Annotated in this window: 17 protein-coding genes; 5 read left to right on the forward strand and 12 right to left on the reverse strand. The window is 74.1% G+C overall.

Features of this window, described 5'->3' with window-relative positions:
- The first annotated feature begins 229 nt into the window (after positions 1-229).
- Both Sfr03f_RS22660 and Sfr03f_RS22665 read left to right on the forward strand, forming a co-directional pair.
- Positions 230-934 carry a DUF2267 domain-containing protein gene (locus Sfr03f_RS22660; RefSeq protein WP_108955821.1) on the forward strand — a complete coding sequence of 235 codons (705 nt, stop codon included), beginning with the start codon at positions 230-232 and terminating at the stop codon, positions 932-934.
- A gap of 192 nt (positions 935-1,126) precedes the next feature.
- Positions 1,127-2,647, forward strand: a complete 1,521-nt coding sequence (locus Sfr03f_RS22665; RefSeq protein ID WP_245967705.1) for an MFS transporter — start codon at positions 1,127-1,129, stop codon at positions 2,645-2,647.
- 96 nt (positions 2,648-2,743) lie between these two features.
- On the opposite strand, the gene Sfr03f_RS22670 is transcribed toward Sfr03f_RS22665, so the two are convergent.
- The 3 genes from Sfr03f_RS22670 to speB form a co-directional block, all read right to left on the reverse strand.
- Positions 2,744-5,152 carry a M4 family metallopeptidase gene (locus Sfr03f_RS22670; RefSeq protein ID WP_245967706.1) on the reverse strand — a complete coding sequence of 803 codons (2,409 nt, stop codon included), beginning with the start codon at positions 5,150-5,152 and terminating at the stop codon, positions 2,744-2,746.
- A gap of 229 nt (positions 5,153-5,381) precedes the next feature.
- Positions 5,382-7,079 (reverse strand): thiamine pyrophosphate-binding protein, encoded by a 1,698-nt coding sequence (locus tag Sfr03f_RS22675; RefSeq protein WP_108955822.1) that lies wholly within the window; start codon positions 7,077-7,079, stop codon positions 5,382-5,384.
- Positions 7,076-8,044: an agmatinase gene (gene speB / locus Sfr03f_RS22680; RefSeq protein WP_108956011.1), complete on the reverse strand. Its 969-nt coding sequence runs from the start codon at positions 8,042-8,044 to the stop codon at positions 7,076-7,078. Before speB ends, Sfr03f_RS22675 begins: the two co-directional genes overlap by 4 nt.
- 162 nt (positions 8,045-8,206) lie before the next feature.
- On the opposite strand from speB, the gene Sfr03f_RS22685 reads away from it, so the two are divergent.
- From Sfr03f_RS22685 to Sfr03f_RS30360, 3 genes are all read left to right on the forward strand, one after another.
- The gene (locus Sfr03f_RS22685) at positions 8,207-9,970 is read left to right on the forward strand and encodes a PucR family transcriptional regulator ligand-binding domain-containing protein (RefSeq protein ID WP_108955823.1); all 1,764 of its coding nucleotides are present in this window, start codon (positions 8,207-8,209) and stop codon (positions 9,968-9,970) included.
- A gap of 653 nt (positions 9,971-10,623) precedes the next feature.
- On the forward strand, positions 10,624-12,234 hold the full coding sequence (locus Sfr03f_RS22690; protein ID WP_108955824.1) for a sensor histidine kinase: 1,611 nt from the start codon (positions 10,624-10,626) through the stop codon (positions 12,232-12,234).
- A gap of 22 nt (positions 12,235-12,256) precedes the next feature.
- Positions 12,257-12,598, forward strand: a complete 342-nt coding sequence (locus Sfr03f_RS30360; RefSeq protein WP_159105710.1) for a DUF742 domain-containing protein — start codon at positions 12,257-12,259, stop codon at positions 12,596-12,598.
- A 34-nt stretch (positions 12,599-12,632) separates the two neighbouring features.
- On the opposite strand, the gene Sfr03f_RS22700 is transcribed toward Sfr03f_RS30360, so the two are convergent.
- From Sfr03f_RS22700 to Sfr03f_RS22730, 9 genes are all read right to left on the reverse strand, one after another.
- Complete coding sequence (locus tag Sfr03f_RS22700) at positions 12,633-13,361, reverse strand: hypothetical protein (RefSeq protein WP_108955826.1); 729 nt, start codon at positions 13,359-13,361, stop codon at positions 12,633-12,635.
- A 211-nt stretch (positions 13,362-13,572) separates the two neighbouring features.
- Positions 13,573-14,181 carry a GNAT family N-acetyltransferase gene (locus Sfr03f_RS22705; protein WP_108955827.1) on the reverse strand — a complete coding sequence of 203 codons (609 nt, stop codon included), beginning with the start codon at positions 14,179-14,181 and terminating at the stop codon, positions 13,573-13,575.
- Complete coding sequence (locus Sfr03f_RS22710) at positions 14,178-14,801, reverse strand: HD domain-containing protein (RefSeq protein WP_108955828.1); 624 nt, start codon at positions 14,799-14,801, stop codon at positions 14,178-14,180. The genes Sfr03f_RS22705 and Sfr03f_RS22710 overlap by 4 nt, the downstream gene beginning before the upstream one ends.
- Before the next feature lie 55 nt (positions 14,802-14,856).
- A complete protein-coding gene (locus tag Sfr03f_RS30365) occupies positions 14,857-14,997 on the reverse strand; it encodes a hypothetical protein (protein ID WP_159105711.1) in 141 nt (46 codons plus the stop codon).
- A 71-nt stretch (positions 14,998-15,068) separates the two neighbouring features.
- The gene (locus Sfr03f_RS31350; protein WP_245967707.1) at positions 15,069-15,548 is read right to left on the reverse strand and encodes a SpoIIE family protein phosphatase; all 480 of its coding nucleotides are present in this window, start codon (positions 15,546-15,548) and stop codon (positions 15,069-15,071) included.
- Positions 15,549-15,804: 256 nt separating this feature from the next.
- On the reverse strand, positions 15,805-15,960 hold the full coding sequence (locus Sfr03f_RS31355; protein WP_245967708.1) for a hypothetical protein: 156 nt from the start codon (positions 15,958-15,960) through the stop codon (positions 15,805-15,807).
- 213 nt (positions 15,961-16,173) lie between these two features.
- Positions 16,174-16,785 carry a flavodoxin family protein gene (locus Sfr03f_RS22720; RefSeq protein ID WP_108955829.1) on the reverse strand — a complete coding sequence of 204 codons (612 nt, stop codon included), beginning with the start codon at positions 16,783-16,785 and terminating at the stop codon, positions 16,174-16,176.
- Between the two features lie 206 nt (positions 16,786-16,991).
- A complete protein-coding gene (locus Sfr03f_RS22725; RefSeq protein WP_108955830.1) occupies positions 16,992-17,675 on the reverse strand; it encodes a GPR1/FUN34/YaaH family transporter in 684 nt (227 codons plus the stop codon).
- A gap of 76 nt (positions 17,676-17,751) precedes the next feature.
- Positions 17,752-18,213: a hypothetical protein gene (locus Sfr03f_RS22730; RefSeq protein WP_108955831.1), complete on the reverse strand. Its 462-nt coding sequence runs from the start codon at positions 18,211-18,213 to the stop codon at positions 17,752-17,754.
- Between the last annotated feature and the right edge of the window lie 3 nt (positions 18,214-18,216).

Here is an 18,216-nt window from a genome sequence, read left to right on the forward strand (position 1 = left end):
TCGGGCCGTGTGCTCTCTGCGGGGATTCGACCGGTATCGACGGCGGTTGGTGCGGTTCGACCCCGGTGTCGACCCAGCCCGAGGTACCCGCCCGCCGGGCGCCTACACCGCACGGCACGTGGTCCTCGCGGCTCCGCCGCCGCTCCCGGGCCCCTGGCGCATCGTCCGGGAAACCGCTGGGTACTCGGCCCGGCGACCCCCGCCCCCGGTATCCGCTGCGGGAGACGACATGATCACTCACCGACGCCTGGTCGAGGACGCCGCCGCACGCACCCGTCTGCCCTCCGAGCGGGTGGCCCGCGCGGTCAAGGTGACGCTCGCGGTCCTCGCTCTCCATCTCGACGTGCCGGCGCGGCAGCGGCTGCGGCAGGCGGTGCCCGGCCCGGCCCGGGACGCCGCCTACGCGACCGTCCCCCGCTCCCACGGCACGGTGACCGACTTCTACGGCGAGGTCGCGGCCCACCTGCCGGCGGCGCCGGAGCAGGGCCGTCGCGTGGCGCGCGCGGTGCTGTCGCTGATCGCCCGCGACGACCCGGGCCTGGCGCGCCACCTCGTGGAGAACCTGCCGCCCGGCTTCGCGGAGGCGTTCACCGCGCCGGACGCCCATCCCGAGCGGCTGCCCGGCGAGGACGCCCCGCTCACCGACCGCGAACTGCGCGACGCACTGCGCCGCCGCCCGTCGTGGAGCGGCGACGGCCACCGCCTCACCCGCACCGTCGGCCTGCCCCGCGACCGGGTCCCGCCGCTGCTGCACCAGGTGGAGCACGACGCCCGGGAACTGCACCGCCGGGTCGGCCACTCGGTCTCGGACGAGGGCATCACCTTCACCGTCCGCACCCGTTCGGTGGACGCCGTCACCACCGCCGACCTGGAGCTGGCCGACCGGATCGACGCCGCGGTCTCCGCGGTGGGCTCCGGCGGACGCCCCGGGTGAGGGCCCCGCGCCGCCCGGCCGGCGGCCCCCGGGAACGGCAACCCGTGGGGAAACGCGGGAACCGGTGGGCAATCGCGGGAAGGAACCGGTGCGGCACACCGGTGCCCCGCCCCGTTGCGGGCAGATTGTCCCGTGCGGGCAGTCGTACGGAACCCGCCGTCGCGGCCGCCGTCCTGGTGAGAGGAGCTCTTCGTGACATCGTCGACGTCGGCGTCCGGCGGACGGTCCCCGGCCGGGAGGGAGGGCGGGGAGGGCCGGGACCCGAACCGGTGGCACGCCCTGTGGGTCACCCTGGTGGCCGGGTTCATGAGCCTGCTGGACGTGACGATCGTCGCCGTGGCCCTGCCGACCATCCAGCGCGACCTGGGCGCGACCCCGGCCGAGGTGCAGTGGGTGGTGTCGGGTTACGCGCTCACCTTCGCCCTCGCTCTGGTGACCGCCGGCCGGCTGGGCGACGCGCTCAACCGGCGGCGGATCTTCCTGCTGGCGCTGAGCGCCTTCGTGCTGTGCAGCGCCCTCGCCGGGGCCGCCCCGAGCAGCACCTGGCTGGTGGTCGCCCGGCTGGCCCAGGGGCTGGCGGCGGGCTGCATGGCCCCGCAGAACTCGGCGCTCATCCAGCAGATGTTCCGCGGTCCCGAACGGGGCCGCGCCTTCGGCTTCTTCGGCGCCACGGTGGGCATCTCCAGCGCGGTCGGTCCGATCACCGGCGGTCTGATCCTGGCGCTGGCCTCCGGCGGCGGGGGCTGGCGGTGGATCTTCTACGTCAACGTCCCGATCGGCGTCGTCGCCGTGCTGCTCGGCCGGCGGCTGCTCCCGCGCACCCGCCCGACCGGCAAGGGCCACGTCGACGTCCCGGGCGTGCTGCTGCTCGGCGCGGGCGTGCTGGCGGTGATGCTGCCGCTGGTGCAGGCCGAGGCCGGCGGGCTGGGCCGGCTGTGGTGGCTGTTCCTGGTCGGGGCGGCGCTGCTCGCGGTGTTCACTCTCTGGCAGCGCCGGGTCCTCGCCCGCGGTGATCAACCGCTGCTGGATCTGCGGCTGTTCACCCAGACCCGCGGGTACGCGGTCGGCGCGGGGGTCGGCACGCTGTACTTCGTCGGCTTCAGCGGGGTGTGGCTGGTGTTCGCGCTCTTCTTCCAGCACGGTCTGGACTACTCCCCGCTCCGGTCGGGCCTGGCGGTCACTCCCTTCGCGGTCGGGTCGGCGGGCGCGGCGGTGGTGTCCGGGCGGCTGGTGGACCGGCTGGGCAGGCTGCTGACGGTGTGCGGGCTGAGCGCGGTGATCGTCGGCATGAGCGCCACGGCGCTGCTGCTGCGCTTCGCGCCGGAGTCGTCGGCGACCTGGCTGGCCGCCCCGGCCCTGTTCGTGGCCGGCATGGGCAGCGGTTCCGTCATCTCGCCGAACATCACGATGACCCTGCGCGACGTCCCGGTGCGGATGGCCGGGGCGGCGGGCGGCGCGTTGCAGACCGGGCAGCGGCTGGGCGCGGCGGTGGGCACGGCGGCGCTGCCGGGTCTCTTCTACCTGGTGCTGGCGGGCCGGGACGACAACTTCCGCGACGCGGTCGCCATCGCGCTCGGCGCCGCGCTCCTCGGCATGACGGCGGCGCTCGCGCTGGCGGTGGCCGACTGGCGCCGCGACCGGGGCGGCCGCGGTGAGGGGGCCGGTGACTCCGGTGAGGCCGTGGGGCCGCCGGTCCGCACCGGCCGGGCGTGAGAGGGCACGGGGCGGACGCCGGAGCGCGGGCCGCCCCGTGGAGGGACGGCCCGCGCGCGCGTCACCCCCGGCCCGGGAGCCGGGGGTGGGCGGTGACTAGCTCACCGACAGGGCGGTGTCGTCGATGACGAAGCTGGTCTGCAGGTTGGTGTCCTCCACCCCGTTGAACTTCAGGGTGACGGTCTGACCGGCCAGCGAGGACAGGTCGAAGGACTTCTGGACGTACCCGGTGGCCGCGTTCAGGTTGCTGTAGGTGGCCAGGGTGGTCGAACCGGCGGTGACGGTGAGCTTGTCGTACGCCGTGGTGGCGGTGGTCTCCGCGGTGTCGATGTGCAGCCAGAAGCTGAGGGTGGCCTTGCAGCCGGCCGGGATGGTCACCGACTGGGAGAGCGTGTCGGTGTGCGAGGAGCCGTAGCCGTCCAGCCAGGCCTTGTACGAGCCGCCGTGCGCTGCCTGGCCGGAGTCGGTGGTGATGACGCCGCTGCTGGCGGTCCAGGTGGTGTTGCCGGACTCGAAGCCGGGGTTGCCGAGCAGCTGCTTGGCGGTGCAGGTGCCGCCGCCGACCGGGTTGACGGTCCAGGTGAAGGAGGCCGTGCCGGTCTGCGCGGCGCTGTCCGTGACGGTGACGGTGGTGCTGTAGGTGCCCGCCGTGGTCGGCGTGCCGGAGATGAGGCCGGTGGAGGCGTTGATGGCCAGGCCGGCCGGCAGCCCGGTGGCGCTGTAGGTCAGTGCGCCGGCGTTGGTGCTGCTCGCGCTGATCTGCAGGCTGACGGCGGTGCCGACGGTGGCCGTGCGGCTGCCCGGGTTGGTGACGGTGACGCCGTTGCCCGGCACGGGCACGCGGGCGCCGACGTTGATGCCCGCGAAGGCGTTGGCCACACCGGCGTACTGCGCGGAGTTCGCGCCGTACAGGGCGGTGGCGGCGTTGAGCGCGGCGGTGCGCGCGCCCGCGTAGTTGGTGCTGGACGTCATGTAGGTCGTCAGCGCCTTGTACCAGATCTGCAGGGCGGCGGCGCGGCCGATGCCCTGGACGGCGACGCCGTCGCTGGTGGGGCTGTTGTAGGTGACGCCGTTGATCGTCTTGGTGCCGCTGCCCTCGGAGAGCAGGTAGAACATGTGGTTCGCGGGACCCGAGGAGTAGTGGACGTCGATGCTGCCGATGCCCGAGTACCAGGAGTCCTTGGAGCCGCCGTCCTTGCTCGGCTTGTCCATGTAGCGCAGCGGGGTGCCGTTGCCGTTGATGTCGATCTTCTCGCCGACCAGGTAGTCGCCGACGTCGGTGGAGTTGCCCGCGGCGAACTCGGCGCCGGCCGCGAAGATGTCGGAGGTGGCCTCGTTGAGGCCGCCGGACTCACCGCTGTAGGTCAGGTTGGCGGTCGCCGAGGTGACGCCGTGGCTCATCTCGTGGGCGGCCACGTCGAGCGAGGTCAGCGGGTGGGTGTTGCCCGAGCCGTCGCCGTAGGTCATGCAGAAGCAGCTGTCGTCCCAGAAGGCGTTGACGTAGCCGCTGCCGTAGTGGACGCGGGAGTAGGCGCCCTGGCCGTTGTTCTCGATGCCGCTGCGGTTGAACGTGTTCTTGAAGAAGTCCCAGGTCACCGCGGCGCCGTAGGCGGCGTCGACGGCGGCGGTCTGGTCGGTCGACGAGCTGGAGGCGACTCCGGTGCCCCAGGTGTCGTCCGCGTCGGTGAACAGGGTGCCGGCGCCGGAGGTGGCGCGGGCCAGGTTGGTGGTCCGGTGACCGCCGCGGGAGCCGTCCGTCAGCTGGTACGTGGACCCGGAGAGCGTGGTGCCCAGGGTGACCGTGCCGCTGTAGAGGCTCTTGCCGGTGCCGGTCTTGATGTCCTCGGACTCGTGCAGCTTCTCGCCGGTCAGGGCGTCGGTGACGACGCGCAGGCGGCTGGGGGTGCCGTCGTGCTGGAAGCCCTCGACGAGGGTCTCCCACGCCAGGCGCGGGGTGCCCGAGCCGGCCCAGACGACCTTGCGGGTGTTGTCGGCCGTCGGCGTGGCGTTGCCGTCGTGCGCCTTGGCGGCCTTGACCGCCTTGGTCTCGGCGGTGGTCTCCGCCACCTTCGCGGTGGTGCCCACCGTGATGGCGCGCTTGTTGTTGAAGGTGGCGTTCAGCCCGTCGCCCTTGCCGGACTCCGGGGCGTCGTGGACGACGAGGTCGCCGCCGAGGACCGGCAGACCCGCGAAGGTCCGCTCGTAACGGGTGTGCAGCGTCCCGTCGTTGTCCTGGACGACGTCCTTGACGAGGAGCTTCTCCTTGCCGCCGAGCTTCAGCTTCTTGGCGTGGTCGTCCGCCTTGGTCTGTGCGGACCTGATCAGCGAGGTGCGCTCGGAGGCCGTGATGTCGGCGGCGAGCCCGCCGGTGCGCAGCTGGGCGGCCTTGGGGGCGGCGTCCGGCTGGGCGGCGGCCGGGAGGGCGGGCAAGCCGACGGCGACCAGCGCCGCCGCGGCCAGCAGGCCGGCGGAGGCGGCCCGTCGGCGGAGGGTTGTGTGTCTCACTCGGTGTCCTGTCCGTTCGCGGCCGCTGTGGCGACCGGGGGCTGGCCGGGCGGGCGGTGGACCGCCGGTGACCGGCAGGGGTAACGGTCAGGGGTGAGGATGGCAGCGTTGACTCGGCCATGTCACGAGTGCAGGGGGCCCGGACGGCCGCTTCGAGGGATAACCCTCGGTGGACAGGGGGGACATGCGCGTACGAATCGGCCCCGGTCCCCCGGAGCCCTCTCGGCGGTCAGTTCTCCAGGTGGGTCGGCGCGAACATGCGCAGGGTCGCCGGGAGCACCACCACCGAGGGGCCCGGGGTGGCGAGCGCCTCGGACAGGTGGGCCCGCAGTTCCCGCGGGCTCGTCCGGACGGCGGGCACCCCGAAGGACTCCGCCAGGGCGACGAAGTCCGGCCCCGCGAGCTCCGTCCCGTGCGGCTCGCCGTACGCGTCGGTCATGTACTCGCGGAGGATGCCGTACCCGCCGTCGTCGACGATCAGCCAGGTGACGTCGAGCCGGTGGCGGCGCGCCGTGGCGAGCTCGGCGACCGAGTACAGCGCGCCCCCGTCGCCGGAGACGGCGAGGACCGGCAGGCCGGGCTCGGCGACGGCCGCGCCCAGGGCGGAGGGGAAGGCGTAGCCGAGGCCGCCGGCCCCCTGCGCGGAGTGCATGGTGTTGGGCCTGCGGGGGTCGAAGGCGGACCAGGCCCAGTACGACAGGATCGTCATGTCCCAGAAGGAGGGCGACCCGGCGGGCAGGGCCGCGCGCACCGACTCCAGGACGTCCTGCTCCAGGTCGAGGTCCTGGGCCGCGATCCGGGCGCCGACCCGGTCGAGGAGCTCCCGGACCCTGCGGGCGGCCCGGTCGTTCTCCCGCGCGGGCACCGGTTCCAGCGTCTCCAGCAGGGCCTGCAGCGCGAGCCGTGCGTCCGCGTGGATGCCGAGGGCGGGGTGGTTGGCCTCGAGCTTCCCGGCGTCGGCGTCGATCTGCACGATCGTGCCGCGCGGTGCCAACGTGTGGTAGTTGGAGGAGAGTTCGCCCAGTCCCGAGCCGACGACCAGCAGGACGTCGGCGTCCTCGAGGAAGTCGGTGGTGTGCCGGTCCTCCATCCAGGACCGCAGCGAGAGCGGATGCGTCCAGGGGAAGGCGCCCTTGCCGCCGAAGGTGGTGACGACCGGGACGGCGAGCTTCTCGGCCAGCTGCCGCAGCTTGCCGGAGGCGTCCGAGCGGACGACGCCGCCTCCCGCGACGATCACCGGGCGCTCGGCGCGGGCCAGCAGGTCCGCGGCGACGGCGGTCAGTTCGGGCCGTGGCGGCAGTTCCTCCGGGGTGGCGTCCACCGCGGTGACCTGCGGGACGCGGGCCGGCTCCCGCAGCACGTCGTACGGGATCTCCACGTAGACGGGCCCGAAGGGGACGGTCAGCGCCGAGCGCCAGGCCTCGGCGATCGCGGTGGGGATCTGCGACTGGGTGCGGGCGGTGTGGACGGACTTGACGATCCCGCGGAAGGCGGCCGCCTGGTCCTCCAGCTCGTGGAGGTGACCTCGGCGCCGTCCGCCGGGGCCGCCGGACGGGACCTGGCCGCACAGGGCCAGCACCGGCGAGGAGGCGGCGGCGGCCTCCTGCAGCGCGGCCAGCGCGGTCAGCGCCCCGGGCCCGGTGGACAGCAGCAGCGGGGCGGCCTCTCCGGTGATCCGGCCGTACGCGTCCGCCGCGAAGGCGGCGTTGTTCTCGACCTGCAGGCCGACGGTGCGCAGGTCCGACCTGCGCAGCGCGTCGAGGACCGGCAGGACGTGCTGGCCGGGCAGGGCGAAGACGGTGGTGGCGCCCAGCCCGGCGAGCGTCTCCACGACCAGGTCCCCGCCGTGGCGGCCGGGGGGCGGGTTCAGGGCCGCCTCCGTCTGCGCGGCCGTCGGGCGGAGCACCAGGTCGTGGTCGTGGGTCACTGCGTGCGCGCCTTCGCGATCTGCCGGGACATGATGGTGGTGAGCTCGTAGGCGGTGTGCGAGGCGGCGACGGAGGTGATCTCCGCGTGGTCGTACGCCGGGGCGACCTCCACGACGTCCGCCGACACCAGGTTGCAGCCGGCCAGGCCGCGCAGGATCTCCAGCAGCTCCCGCGAGGTCATCCCGCCGGCCTCGGGCGTGCCGGTTCCGGGCGCGTGCGCCGGGTCGAGGCAGTCGATGTCGATGGAGATGTACAGCGGCCGGTCCCCGATCCGCTGCCGCAGCTGGTCGGCGACCTCGTCCGCGCCCCGGCGGTAGACGTCCGCCGAGGTGACGATGCCGAAGCCCATCTTCTCGTCGTCCTTGAGGTCCTGCTTGCCGTACAGCGGGCCGCGGGTGCCGACGTGGGAGAGGGCCGAGGTGTCGAGGATGCCTTCCTCGACCGCCCGCCGGAACGGGGTGCCGTGGGTGTACTCGGCGCCGAAGTAGGTGTCCCAGGTGTCCAGGTGGGCGTCGAAGTGCAGGAGCGCGACCGGGCCGTGCTTCTTCGCCACGGAGCGCAGCAGCGGCAGCGCGATGGTGTGGTCGCCGCCGAGCGTCATCAGGCGGGCGCCGGTGCCGAGCAGGTCGTCCGCCGCGGCCTCGATCGTCTCGACGGCCTCGTCGATGTTGAACGGGTTGACCGCGATGTCCCCGCCGTCGGCCACCTGCGCCAGCGCGAACGGCGAGGCGTCCTGGGCCGGGTTGTAGGGGCGCAGCAGCCGGGACGCCTCACGGATGGCGTTGCCGCCGAAGCGGGCGCCGGGCCGGTAGGAGACGCCCGAGTCGAAGGGGACGCCGATCACCGCCACGTCGGCCGCGCCGACCTCGTCCAGCCGCGGCAGCCGGGCGAACGTCGCCGGCCCCGCGTACCGCGGGATCCGCGAGGAGTCGACGGGGCCGCGGGGCGTCCCGCTGTTGCTCATGGAGGTCATGGAGGTGATGCCTTCCTCTCACCGGTACCGAGGGTACGCGGCGCCGAAGTCACCGGCGGAGCGCACCACGGACCGACCCTAGATGGCCCCCGGACGGCTGCGAAGTGTACGTTTCCTCCATCGGGCCGGAGAAGAACAGAGGAATCGTCCATCATGCCGTCCGCCCCCGCGTCCCCTCCCGCACCACCGCCCACTCCCCCGGTGCCGCTGTCGGCCCTGCTGGCGCGCGGCGACCTGGGTCTGGTCCGTCTCGCCGGGCCCGAGGAGGCGGACGTCCACTGGGCGCAGGTCTCCGAGATGGCCGATCCCCTGCCGTACCTGCTGGGCGGCGAACTGCTGCTGACGGCGGGGGTCCAGGTGCCGCCCTCGGCCGGCGCCGCCTACTTCGGCGCCTACGTGCGGCGGATCCTGGAGGCGGGCGGCGCGGCCCTGGGCTTCGGCGTCGCCCCCGTGCACGACACGGTGCCCGGGGAGCTGGTCGCCGCCTGCGAGGCGCACGACCTGCCGCTGCTGGAGGTGCCGCGGCGCACCACGTTCTCCGCGGTGGCCCGCGCGGTCGGCGAGCTGGTCGCCCGGGCCCGGCTGGCGGAGCTCCGGCGGGTCGCCGAGGCGCAGCGGAGCCTGGCCGCGGCGGCGTCGCGGCCCGACCCGGTGCCGTCCGTGCTGCGGCAGCTGGCCGCGGCGCTGGGGGGCTGGGCGGTGCTGTTCGGTCCGGAGGGGGCGGTGGCCGGGTCGGCGGAGTCGTCCGAGGACGCGTCGGCGGGCGCGTCGGCGAGTGCGTCGGGGGGCACGTCGGCGAATGCGTCGGGGGGCACGTCGGCGAATGCGTCGGGGGGCACGTCGGCGAATGCGTCGGCGGGCATGTCGACGGGCGTGTCGGCAGGTGCGACGGTGGGCGTGTCACCGGGCGCGTCGGCAGGTGGACCGCCCGCCGGTTTCGGGGCGCGTGCCGGAGCGACGGGACAGGAGCCGCGGCCGGCCGGGCCGTCACGCGGAACGGCGGACCTCACGGCCGGGCGGGACCCGGGGGCGCGGGTGCGTGCGGCGCTGGCCGAGCTGGCCCGGGTGGTGCGGCCCGGCGCACCCGGCAGCTCCGCGCCGGGGCCCTCGTCGGCCACCGACACGGCCGGCGGCGCCCACCTGGCGGCGTACGGGCTGGGGACCGCGCCCGGATACGTGCTCGGGCTCGCGACGGACCGCCGTGAGCCCGGCGACCACACCATCGCCTCGGCGGCCTCCGTGCTGCTGACCCTCCTCACCGGGGAACGCGGCAGCGGACCGGACGCCTCCTGGGCGGCCGCGCTGGTGCGGCTGCTGCTGGGCCGCGGTCCCGCGGAGGTGGCTCCGCTGCTCGGCGGGGAGCGCTGGACGCTGGTGCACGCCCGCCCGGACGCCGGAGTCCCGGACGCGGAGGCCGCCGCGGCGCTGGGCGAGGCGCTGGGTTCCCCGCTGGTCGACCTGGCGGACCGGGTGGTGCGGGTGCTGGCACCCGGCGGGCGGCCCGTGGAGCGGCGGGCCGGATGGACGCTGGGGGTCGCGGAGGTGACCGGACCGGATGACTGGCCGGCCGTCGACGACCGGGCCGCCCGTGCCCTGGGCCGCGCCCTCGCCACCCGTTCCCCGCTCGTCCGTCACGGCTCCGGCGGGCGGCTGGCCGACCTCCTGCCGCCGGGCGAGGCCGAGGAGCACGCCCGCGCCCTGCTGGCGCCGATCGCCGGCACCCCCGCGCTACCGCGCACCCTGCGCGCCTGGCTCTCCCTGCACGGCAGCTGGGACCGCACCGCCGTGGCGCTCTCGGTGCACCGCAACACCGTCCGGCAGCGGATCGCCCGGTGCGCGGCGCTGCTGGACGCCGACCTGGACGACCCGGATGTGCGCATGGAGCTCTGGTTCGCCCTGCGGCGGCTGCCGGACTGACCGGCCGCGCGGAGCGGGGGCCGGCCGGCGGCCGCGGTGCCGCCGGGTCCGGGTGCCGGGCCGGCGGCCGCTGGGGCGCCGGGTGCGGGTGCCGGGCTGGCGGCCGCTGGGGCGCCGGGTGCGGGTGACGGGTGCGGGCGACGGGCGCGCTCGGTGCCGGGCGCACTCGGTGCCGGGTGCCATCGGGGCCAGGTGCCTGGGTACCTCGAACCGGGTGCCGGCGGGGGGCGGCAGGGGTGGCAGCGTCCGCCTCGTCGGGGTGGGCGCGCGGGCGGCGTCCAGGGGCGCGAAAAGGAGCGTGCGGGGCGCGGGAGGCGGAGTCCGCGTGTGCGGGAACGATTCGGCCAATGTGGGCGAAGCGGCACGCGAACCCTGCCCTTCCGGTCGCCTCCGCGCAGTCGCCGACGCCACCCCCACGACGTGCGGAAACCTCGCACGGCGCGTCCGAGGGCGCCCCGGGCGACGGGGGTGGAAGTCGGCCATGGCCGGATGTCCGGCCGCCGCCCCTCCGCGGATGTCAGGTCGGCGTGGACCGTCCCCGGGCATAATCCGGCGTGGTCTGGTCCACTCGTTCCACCGCTCCTGCCTGCGCCACCTACGCGCGTTGCTTCGACGTCCGCGGGCCGACCGGGCAGTGGTGAGGAGGGTCCCGCATGACAACGCGCCCGCAGCGGCACCGGTCGGCATCCGCCACGCCCGCGTCGGATCCGCCGGAGGGCGGCCGGACGTCACTGCGCTCGGCGACCCTGCTCGGGGCGCTGCCTGCCGCGTCGGCCACCCTGCTGGCGGGCGCCGCCTACGCCGCCGCCCTGTCCCCGCTGCCGACCTCGGCCGCGGTCGGAGCGGGCATCTGCGCGGCCATCGGCTGCGTCGCGGTCACCACGACGGCCACCGTGGCGGCCCGCCGCGACGCCGCCCGGACGGCCGCCCGGTCCGCCTCCCGCGAGGAGACCGCGGAGGCCGCCGCGGCCGTGGTGCCGGCGCTGCTGGAGGAGGGCCTGCGGCAGATCGCCTCGGCCGCCCGGCGGGTCCGGCGCGGCGAGACCCCCGAGCCGCTGGAGCTGCCCGCCTCTCCGGCGGGGCCCGTCCCCGCGGCGGGCCGCGGGTCGGCGGCGTCCCGGGCGGTCCCGGGCGGACAGCCGGCCGGTCCCGCCGACGGCCTGGAGGACGCGGTCCGCCGTGCGCTGACCGCGGCGCACACCGCCGTGCTGACCGCGGGCTCGCGTCGGCACACCGACGCGTCCCTCGCCATCGTCCGCAAGATCCAGGCGCTGGTCCTGATGGCGCTGGAATTGCTCGACGACGCCCACGACCGCACCGAGGATCCCGAACTGCTGGACGTGCTGTTCCGGATCGACCACCTGGTCACCCGTACCCAGCGGGCCGTGGAGAGCGCAGCCGTCCTCGACGGCCGGCTGCCCCGGGCCGTCCGCCGCCCGGTGCCGCTGGCCACGGTGCTGCGGCAGGCAGCGGCGGAGACCGAGGACTACACGCGGATCGAGGTCGCGCCGCCCCCCGCGGGGTACGCGCTGGTGGGCCCGGCGGCCGCCGAGGTCATCCATCTGGTCGCGGAACTCGCCGAGAACGGCGCCCGCTTCTCGCCCGCCGGGACCAAGGTGACGGTGCGCGCGGCGCTGGCCCGGGAGGGACTGGTCGTGGAGATCGACGACCGGGGTCCGGGTCTGACCGGAGACCAGCTCGAGGAGATGAACCAGGTCGTCTCCCTGGTCCACGAGCCGGGCGGGGACGACGGCCGCACCGGTCTGGCGGTGGTGGCCAGGGTGGCCCAGCGGCTGGGGCTGGCGGTGCGCTTCCAGACCAATCTCTACGGCGGCGTGCAGGCGCTGGTCCGCCTGCCGGCCACGCTGCTGCACCTGGCCGACGAGGACCCGGCCGGCCACGACCGTCCGGAACACCGTCGGACCGACCCGTCGACGGCGCACGCGGCGGACACCATGCCGCTGGGCCGGGTGGGCCAACCGGGCCAGGTCCGGCCGGAGTTCCGCACCGTGCCGGCCACCGGCCTGCGGCGAGGCGTCACGGAGCGGGCCGTCACCGAGCGGGCGGTCACGGAGCGGGCCGTCACGGAGCGGGCCGTCGGCGAGCCGGCCGTTCGGTGGCGGGGCTCCGCCCGGGCGGAGGACGTGCCCGGGTCCGTGCCGCGGCCCGCGCCGCACTCCGGGCCGCTCGGCGACGACGCGTTGTTCGGCCCGCACCACCCGGGCGCCTGGCGCGCCGACGACGGCCGCACGGGCGGGCGCTGAGGTGGCCCGGCCCGACCCGTGGGTGACCCAGGAGACGGCGACGGTCCGCGCCTACGCCGTGACCCTGGGCCGGACCCGTCCCGCCGTGCCGGTGGAAGCCGACTCACTGGTGCGGGCGGCCGCCCGGCCTCCGTACGACGCTGTCTCCCCGGAGGCGCTGACCGCGGTGCGGCTCTGCGCCGGGCAGGCGCTGTCGGTGGCCGAGCTGGCAACCCTCCTGCAACTGCCGCTCCAGGTGACCAAGGTGGTCGTCGCGGACCTGCTCGGCGGCGGTTTCCTGATCCACGCCATGCCCGACCGCTCCGCCGACGGCAGCGACCCCACGCTGCTGGAGGCCGTCCTGGACGGCCTGCGCAACCTGTGAGCCGGCCGTCGGCGGAGGGACCGCTCGGGATGGGTCAGTCGTCGAAGTCGACCGAGGAGCACACGGCGGCGTAGGTCCCGTAGCTGCCGTACGGGGACTGCCACTGGGTGCCGGCGAAGATGGAGTTGCCGCCCCAGCAGTGACGGCCGTTGTGGTCCCCGCGGTGGTCGCCGTTGTGGTCACCACGGTAGTCGCCGCGGTTGTCCCCACGGTGGTCGCCGTTGTGGTCGCCGCGGTTGTCCCCACGGTGGTCACCGCGGTTGTCACCGTTGTGGTTCCAACCGTGGTCGTTCTGACGGCCCTTGTCGTCGCCACGGTGCTCGCCCTGGCGGTTCTTGCCGTCACGCTCGTGGTCGTTCTGGTGACGGCCCTCGTCGTGGCCCTTGCCCTTGTCGTGCCCGTTCTCGTGGCCGTTCTCGTGGCCCTTGTCCTGGCCCTTGCCCTTGTCGTGGCCCTTGCCCTTGTCGTGCCCGTTCTCGTGGCCCTTGTCCTGGCCCTTGCCCTTGTCGTGGCCGTTCTCCCGGCCCTTGTCCTGCTCCTTCTCCTGGCCCTTGTCCTGGCCCTTCTCCTTGCCCTTGTCCTTGTCCTGGGCCTTCTCGTCACGCTGGTGATCGCCCTGGTGGTGACCCTGGTGGTGGCTCTGGTGCTGGGCCTGGTTGCCGTTGTCGTGGGGGTGGTCCCCCGCGAACGCGCTGCCCGCGCCCAGCGCGGCGCTCAGGGCGAAGGCGGCCAGGACGGTGGCGGTGACGCGACGTACGCGCATCTGTTCCTCCGGATGGGGAGAGGGATCGGAGCGTGGTCGGCGGAAGCGCCGGCCAGTACCCGTCTCCCCCGCCGGCCGGTCCGTCCGGCGGGCCGGGGCCCGGTTTCACCCGTGCGGGCCGGTACATTGCCCCGGTCGCCGCGTCCCGGCACCGCCCCGGGCCACCGGCGCGACCGCGCCCGACGGGGGCGAGGCCACTCCGCTGTCCCGCTCAGGCGGAGGCCGCACCCCGGCCGCACTGCCACTCGTCGGCCAGCAGCGCGTAACCGATTCCGTCGATCCACCCCAGGTCCCGGTGCAGGGACTCGCGCACGGTGTACTGCTCACGGCGCATCCCCAGCCGCTCCATCAGCCGCCAGGAGGCCTCGTTGTCGGCGAAGGCGTTGGCGCACACCCGTCGCACCTTCAGCTCCTCGAAGCAGACCCGCAGCAGCTCGCGGCACCCCTCGGTGGCGTATCCCCGGCCGCCCACCGCGGGGTCGAACACCCAGCCGAGTTCCGCCTGGGCGCCCCTGGCCTGTTCGGCGACCTCCCGCTGTGCCCAGGCGTCCTCCACCCGGACGTAGAAGTCGCCGACGACGCGGCCGTCGAGCTCCGCCACCAGCGTGGTGGCCAGCCGTTGCGGCCTGGTCAGGAGCTCCCGCCAGTCCTCGAGGTCCCTCGGCGCGAACGTCAGCCAGTAGGACACCTCCGGAAGCCGCCGATACGCGAACATGGCCTCGGCGTCCCCGGGAGTCACCCGCCGCAGGGAGAGCCGCTCCGTGGTGAGCGGCCAGACGAGGGCGGACAGGGGGTCCGCAGCGGCCGCCGGACCCGTCACGTCGGCCGCCCCGGCGTCTCGGCGGCGACCGGCAGGCCCGTGCCGGGCCCGAGATCGAGGCCGAGATCGGGATCGCCGAAGGTCGCCCGCAGCTCCTGGAAGGCGGTGACCTTCTCGTCCCCGAACCGGCGGACGTGGGCGGCGTATTCCTCGGGAGTCAGCAGCGACGACGGCCGGGACTTGCTGTGGAACTTGTCCGCGTACATCACCAGCTTCTCCTCCGGAGTCTCCGCGACGTAGTCGCCGGGCGGCAGCGGCAGCCCCTGCCGGACGATGTCCTCGCGGGTGACGCCGACCCCCGTGTGGTGGGAGCAGAACCGCCGCAGCGTCTCCGGCAGACCGGCCTGCTCGAGCAGCTCGTGCCCGAGCACGCCGTGCCGGATGTAGTTCTTGTGGTCCAGCACTCCGTCATCCGCGAAGAGCCGGTAGACCCCGATGTCGTGGAGCAGACAACCGGCCCTGACCAGCTCGAAGTCGACATCGAGCCCCGCCGACTCGATCAGGTGCTCGGCGATCCGCCACACGATCTCGCAGTGGGTGTGGACCGACCGGAACGCCTCCGGCGTGGGCGCCCACTTCTCGTGCAACGCGCGGATCTCTTCGGGCGACGGGATGCTCATCCGGCGAGGCTAACAACCCGTCCCGCCGACCGGCCAACCCGTCTCCCGCGTGACTTCAGCCTCCCTCAGCCATCCGGCCGAAGCGGTCCTGGAGACCCGGTTCACCGTGCGTGACGGCCCTGGCGAGTGCTCCAGCCGCCGAGCCGACGTAGCGGTCGACGTAGGCGATGCGGGATGCCCCAGCGACCTGAGCCATGTCGAGACCCGGCGGCCGACCGAGGGAGAGGATCACACACAACGACCGTCCACCCCCTCCCTGCGCCGGGGTCAGGGGGTGAGGGCGTCATGGTGTCCACCTCGCCACTCGACCAGCAGAACAGTGGCATCGTCCTTCAGGCGCCCGGCGTTGTGCTCAGCACGGCACGCATGAGGCGGCGCAGGGTCTCGTGGAGGGTGAAGTGGCCCGAGTGGTGGCGAAGGACGAAGTCGATGAAGCGGCCCTTGCCGAACTCGTTTCCCTCGGCGTCGCGGGCCTCGACGACTCCGGCAGGTCAGTGTGGCGCTGACGCGCCGGTCGCGGACCAGCAGCGGCAGGTGGTGGCCACGGTTGACCCAGCTCAGTCCACCCGTTCGAATGTTCAGCTCGGCCAGAATGCCGGTGACGTGGCGTTGGGTGCCGAACTGCTCGAGCAGGGCCCGTTCCACCGTCTGGCTCGCCTCGGTCAAGGACGCGCCCTGGCGGCGCGCGTTGCGGCACGCGGCGACGGCGACGTTCGCGGTGATGCCCGCGGACACGTCGTGCCCCATCGCGTCGAAGACCGCCAGGTGCAGGGTGTCGTCGGCGACCGCGAAGTCGAAGGCGTCGCCCCCAGGTCGTAGGTGGGCTCAAGCACCGCCCCGACGGTGACGTTGTGGCCGGCGTATGCCGGGGGCGGCATGAGGTCCATCTGCATCTCCGCCGCGACGTTCATCGGCGCGACGCGCACCAGCCGTGCATAGGAATTGCTGAAGGAGCGCTTGCTCAGCAGGAGCAGGGCGACCACCGACGCGACGTCGCTAAGCACTAATCCTGCAGATCCACGAGGTACATCACCGCGTCATGAAGACCTGCGGACGCGGCATGCTCGGCCACCAGTTGCGGCAGTGCCTCGAAGTTCGCCGTATGAGAAATCTGGATCAGGCCCGTGAGCATGCCGGACATGCGCTCGCGATCGGTCACCGTGCACCAGTCTCCCGCTCGTCATCCGTGTCAGCGTCTCCGCACTGCCACACCAGCGCGCCAGGGCGGCGTCCGGCCAGCAGTCGATGGGGCAGGTCGACCTCACTGGCAAATCTTGCCGGAGCCCGCCGCGCCGCCCGCCGTTCCCGCCCGGTGCACGAAGCACAGGGCGGCAGGGCGGGCCTCCTTCCTTCGCACCCGGCCGGGGGTGGTTCACTGCGGCGGGGCGCTCAGCGGGTTCGCGGCGAGCGCGCGAGCGGTGCCGTACAGGTTGGCGGCCATCGCGCGGCCGGTGCTGTGAGCCCAGTCGTGGCCGCGTTGGTCGTCGAGGTAGTCGGGGCCCGGGCCGGGGCCCAGGTGCCAGTAGGTCCACGACTGGCCGGGGATGGTGTATCCGATGTCGCACAGGGCGCCGTTGATCTCACTGATCACATGGTGTGCACCGTCCTCGTTGCCGGTGACGACGACTCCCGCGACGCGGTTGTAGGCGACGGGGCGGCCGTGGTCGTCGGTCTCGGACAGCATGGCGTCCATCCGCTCCAGGACCCGCTGGGCCATCGAGGACGGCCGGCCGAGCCAGGTCGGGGAGGCGACGACGAGGATCTGCGTCTGCAACAGCTTGGCGTGCACGGCCGGCCAGTCGTCGCCGGCGGCGACCGCTTCGCTGACCACGCCCGGGTGGACGTCGAGGTCCACGGCCCGGACGTGCTCCACCTCGACGCCGCCGTTCTCCGCCAGCCAGTCACCGACCACCCGGGCCAGTGCCTCGGTGTTGGACGGCGCGGGGGACTTCTTGAGCGTGCAGTTGATCACCAGTGCCTTCATGGCACAGCCGTACCCCGCTGCGCGCCCGTCGATCTCCCGGTGCACCCGTCCGGACGAAAGGTGGCCTCCTCATGTCCCTGGGCTGACGCCTGGGCCGGCCGCGGTGACGTCGCCCGCGTGCCCTCACATCCCCTGTCCGTTCGTGCCCGCGTGTCATCCGCTCGCGACGTCTGCGTCCCCGGCCTCGTCCGACTCGTCGCGGCCGGTCACAGGTGACGGCGGACCCCGGCTTCGCCGGTCACGTGCTCGGTCTGGGACTGCCAGTCGCCGGTCAGTACCGCAGCGCCCTTCCCGCGCCGCCACGTCGGCAGCACGGGGCGCTGGCGTTGGTCCTCGAGCACCAGGGCGAAGGAGGCGTAGACGGCGACCGCGGTGAGGACCAGGCCGACGGCACCCGCCGTGTGCTTCCACGACTGCGCCCCGGAGAGTTCCCAGACACCCGTGGCCGCGAACCGCAGCGAGGCCACGACGAGGACGAGTGAGGCGACGAGCTTTCCCGCGCCGGCGGCGGCGATCGGAACCCACAACGCGAAGGCGGTGAGCAGGAGCAGCAGTCCCACCGCCTTGCTGGTGCTCCCGGGCGGAGAGCTGAGCATGATGAACCCCAGGGACAACCAGGTCCCGGCCAGCACGGCCATGCCGGTCGCCGCGACATCGTCCCGGCACAGGAAACCGAGTACCGCGGCCGCGGACTGCAGGGGAAAGACGAAGGCGAGCAGGACGATCGCCACGGCGTGGCCCTGGACCGGTGGCAGCCACTCCAGTTGGAGCGCGGCGACGACGAAGGTGCCGCCGGCCAGTCCCAGGAATCCCATGGGAAGAGGACTGGCCAACGGGCGCAGGTGGACCACCACGGGTGACGTGTGATTCGGTGATCGGCTGTCTCTCATACAGCTCTCCTCTGGAGGACTGGCTGTGCTGCTCCGCCGGCCCGCGCCGCCGCTCAGCGGGCCGTGACCAGCCGGGTCAGGTGGCGGTGGCGATCAGTGCCTGGGGGGCGGCCTGCTTGATGCGGGTGTTCAGCCACTTCAGCTGGCGCTGGGTGTCGGTCTTGCACGTCTCCACGACGTCCAGCAGTTCGCCGTCGCGCGTCCCCTGCGCCGCCTGGCCCAGGACGGTCCAGGTGATGTCGACGAAGGAGGCCAGGAGGTAGAGGTCCTGCAGGTCGCGCAGGAGGCCGACGCCGCCGGAGCGGATGCCTGACAGTCCTTCGGCGTGCAGCCGTTCGGGCTCGTCCTCGCGCTGTTCGCCGTAGCGCTCGGCGACGGGCGAGAGCCGGTCGACGTGTCCGTCGCTGGCCCGGGCGAGGGTGTGGCAGAGGGAGTGCACGTCCGGTTCGCCGACGTGGCCCTCGGCGACCTGGCGGAAGGAGTCGGCCAGCGTTTTGGACGCCGCGTGCTGCAGGCCGATGTAGGTGGCGAGATGCACGGG

This window comes from Streptomyces fragilis (assembly GCF_003112515.1).
In the GTDB taxonomy this organism is placed as follows: Bacteria; Actinomycetota; Actinomycetes; order Streptomycetales; family Streptomycetaceae; genus Streptomyces; species Streptomyces fragilis.

Excerpts from the sequence above, each read along its gene's own strand:
- Sfr03f_RS22725 (WP_108955830.1), bottom strand. The coding sequence starts at position 17,675 with ATGAGAGACAGCCGATCACCGAATCACACGTCACCCGTGGTGGTCCAC.
- Sfr03f_RS22685 (WP_108955823.1), top strand. The coding sequence starts at position 8,207 with ATGCCGTCCGCCCCCGCGTCCCCTCCCGCACCACCGCCCACTCCCCCG.
- Sfr03f_RS22690 (WP_108955824.1), top strand. The coding sequence starts at position 10,624 with ATGACAACGCGCCCGCAGCGGCACCGGTCGGCATCCGCCACGCCCGCG.
- Sfr03f_RS22710 (WP_108955828.1), bottom strand. The coding sequence starts at position 14,801 with ATGAGCATCCCGTCGCCCGAAGAGATCCGCGCGTTGCACGAGAAGTGG.
- Sfr03f_RS22700 (WP_108955826.1), bottom strand. The coding sequence starts at position 13,361 with ATGCGCGTACGTCGCGTCACCGCCACCGTCCTGGCCGCCTTCGCCCTG.
- speB (WP_108956011.1), bottom strand. The coding sequence starts at position 8,044 with ATGAGCAACAGCGGGACGCCCCGCGGCCCCGTCGACTCCTCGCGGATC.
- Sfr03f_RS22720 (WP_108955829.1), bottom strand. The coding sequence starts at position 16,785 with ATGAAGGCACTGGTGATCAACTGCACGCTCAAGAAGTCCCCCGCGCCG.
- Sfr03f_RS22660 (WP_108955821.1), top strand. The coding sequence starts at position 230 with ATGATCACTCACCGACGCCTGGTCGAGGACGCCGCCGCACGCACCCGT.
- Sfr03f_RS31350 (WP_245967707.1), bottom strand. The coding sequence starts at position 15,548 with ATGGGGCACGACGTGTCCGCGGGCATCACCGCGAACGTCGCCGTCGCC.
- Sfr03f_RS30365 (WP_159105711.1), bottom strand. The coding sequence starts at position 14,997 with ATGGCTCAGGTCGCTGGGGCATCCCGCATCGCCTACGTCGACCGCTAC.